Below are 3,124 nucleotides of genomic sequence, written 5' to 3'. Positions count from 1 at the left end.
CGAGTAAACACGCCGTAATTCTGACCATCCTGAGCCCAGGAAGACCAGCTCACCACAAAACCACCATTCGCCAGTGCGGTAACGGCGGTTTCTACCTGGGTGTAGTCGTTGTAATGGTTGATGCGGGTTTCGCTGCCCACCGTAACGCCATCGGCATCAACTATTTGCAGGTAAGTGCTGAAGTAGCCACCGTCCTGGCTTTCGGAGGTCCAGGTCACGACAAAGCCGCCGTCGGCCAGGGCGGTAACACTGGCGTCGTTCTGATTATTTGTCGTGTAGCTATTCACCGCCAGTTCAGCGCTGATCGCGTTGCCGTCGGCGTCGTAGATCCGGGCGTAGACGCCATCGGCGTCACCGTCCTGACCGTTCGAGGTCCAGACCACCACGTAACCACCGCTGCCCAGTGCTTCGACTTGCGCAGCGCTCTGGCTGCCGGTGGTGGTGCTGTTGATAACGGTTTCGCTGCCAATCCGCTCGCCGAGAACGTTGAAACGCTGGCTGACAATACCGCTGCCATCGCCGTCGTCGGCGGTGGTCCATACCACGATAAAGCTGCCGTCAAGCAGGGTTGTTACCGAGGATTCGCTCTGGTCTCCCGCCACCGTGGTATTGATCTGGAATTCATCCCCCAGGGTCTGGCCGTTGGCGTCGTAGCGTTGGCCTACAATACCGCTGCCGTCGCCGTCGTCGGCGGTCGTCCAGCTCACCACGTAACCGGCGGCGCTGGAGGTAAAGGTTGGAGCGGATTCGTCCAGGTCATTCACGGTCAGGGCGACAGCCTGACTGCTGTAGTTACCCGCCGCATCCGTCACGGTGATGATCAATGAGTAGTCAGTGCGGGTTTCAGCATCCAGTATGGTGTTGAGGCTGACGTCGCCGGTGCTGGCATCGATGCTGAACAGTGCGGTATCGTCGCCCGAGAGCGAGAAAGTCACGCCACCGGAGATATCCCCGGAATCATCGGCGGTGACCGTATGAATCACAGAGCCGATGGCGGTATTTTCATCCACACTCACGCTGCTGCCCGAAGTAATGACCGGGGCGATTTCATCAAGGTTGTTGACCGCGATATCCAGCACCTGATTGACCTGATTACCGACACCATCGGTGGCGACCACCACCAACGAGTAGCTGCTACGGGTTTCGTAATCCGGGTTTTCCAACAGGGTGACTTCACCAGTGATGGCGTCAATACTGAAGTAGCTGGCGTCGTCGCCCTGGAGGCTGTACGTTACGCTGGCGCTGGTATCCGTGCCCTTGTCATCGGTGTCGGTAGCCACGGCTGTGTACACCACTTGCCCGGCACCACTGTTTTCCGCCACCGAGAGAATAATCCCTGCCACGGATGCATCGTTCTGGTTATCACTGGTATAGCTGTTAACCCGGTATTCGCTCCCTACTGCATGACCATCGGCATCGTATACTTGGGCATACACACCCTTGCCATCACCATCCTGGTCGCTGGATGTCCAGGTAATGATAAATCCACCATTGGCCAGCGCAGTGATACCGGGCTCTGACTGGTTTCCGGCAGTGCTGGTATTGACCTGGAATTCGCTATCAATGGTGTTGCCGTCGGCATCGTAACGCTGGGCAAATACCCCCATACCGCTGCCATCCTGGTCATAAGACGTCCAGACCACCACAAAGCCACCGTCTTCCAGAGCGGTGATACTGGCATCCAGTTGATTGTCGGTCGTCTCGGTATTGACCCGGAATTCCCCGCCCAGGGTATTGCCATTGGCGTCGTAACGCTGGGCATAGATACCATAACCAGAACCATCCTGGTTCTCGGATTGCCAGACCACCACAAAACCGCCGTTCGTTAATCCGGTCACCTCCGGTTCAATTTGAGAACCGGCGATTGTACTGTTGGCATAAATCCTGGCCGTCACCACCTCACCATCGGCGCCGTAAATCGTGAAGGCAATGGCTTCCTCATCGTAGTTCCCAGAGCCCAAATGCCTAGTGGTAACTGCATATGCCACCACGACGCCACCACCGGCCAGCGAGGCAACGCTGGGGCTTTGAAGTGAATAAGGGGAAGCCTCATCAATAGCAATATTACCCGCAACGGGGTTGCCCTCGGCATCCAGCCAATTTCCGATAATATCACCCTGAAAGTCATCCTCCCAAACCACGATGGCATGACCATCGATCAAGGTTGCTACCTCAGAGCGCCATTGATCGTTTGCGTTAAAGGTATTCACCGCGTATTCACTGGTGATCACATTGCCTGCGGCATCATAACTTTGAACATAGGTCTCCCGGTAACGATTACCATCTGATCGATAACTGCTATAGCTGACCAACCAGCGCCCATCGTTATAAACGGCCACACTGGATTCGTATTGCGCATTGGTGCTGTAGCTATTGATCTGTATTTCTTCACCCACCGGGTGGCCTGCCAGATCGTAACGTTGGGCATACACTCCCGTCGATGAGCCGTCCTGGCCTGCCGATGTCCAGGTGACAATAAACCCGGCACTCAACGAACTGAACACCGGGGCGGTTTCGTCCAGGTCGTTGACATCAAGGGTAACCGCTTGGTCGGTATGGTTACCGGCATCATCGGTAGCGGTAACGATAAATGAGTAGCTGGATTGGGTTTCGTAGTCGGGATCGGCCAACAGGGTCACTTCGCCGGTACTGCTGTTGATGCTGAACAGGGCGGCATCATCGCCCGAGAGCGAGAAAGTCACGCCATCGGAGATATCGCCGGTATCAGTGGCTGTGGCGGTATACACCACCTGCCCGGTACCGCTGTTTTCGTCAATACTCAGAAGCGCGAGAGCGCTGCTGTCGGATTCGTTTTGGTTGCCATCGGTGCTGCTGTTAATCAGGAACTCGCTGCCAATGGCATTGCCATCGGTATCGAAGGTCTGGCCATATACGCCCCCTTCGGAGCCATCCTGGTTGTCTGAGGTCCAGCTCACCAACAGGTTGCCGTTGTCCAGCACGGTGACGTTGGCATCGGATTGAGCACCCGTGGTGTAGCTGTTGACCTGGATTTCGGCCGTGATGGCGCTGGCACTGCTGTCGAACAACCGTAAGAAGATGCCGCTGCCGTCACCATCCTGACCGCTGTCTGATGTCCACACCACGGCAAAGCCGCCGTCGTCCA

General features: G+C 56.4%; 1 protein-coding gene. It reads right to left on the bottom strand.

The window, feature by feature from the left end; translation table 11 throughout:
• Positions 1-3,124: cadherin repeat domain-containing protein (locus Q8W24_RS16615; RefSeq protein ID WP_305476005.1), on the bottom strand; the 3,124-nt coding region annotated here is incomplete at both ends.

The organism is Oceanobacter sp. 4_MG-2023, from assembly GCF_030689165.1.
In the GTDB taxonomy this organism is placed as follows: domain Bacteria; phylum Pseudomonadota; class Gammaproteobacteria; order Pseudomonadales; family Oceanobacteraceae; genus Oceanobacter.
Note: the sequence above shows the minus strand (reverse complement) of the source record. Positions and strands in the feature narration are given on the sequence as shown.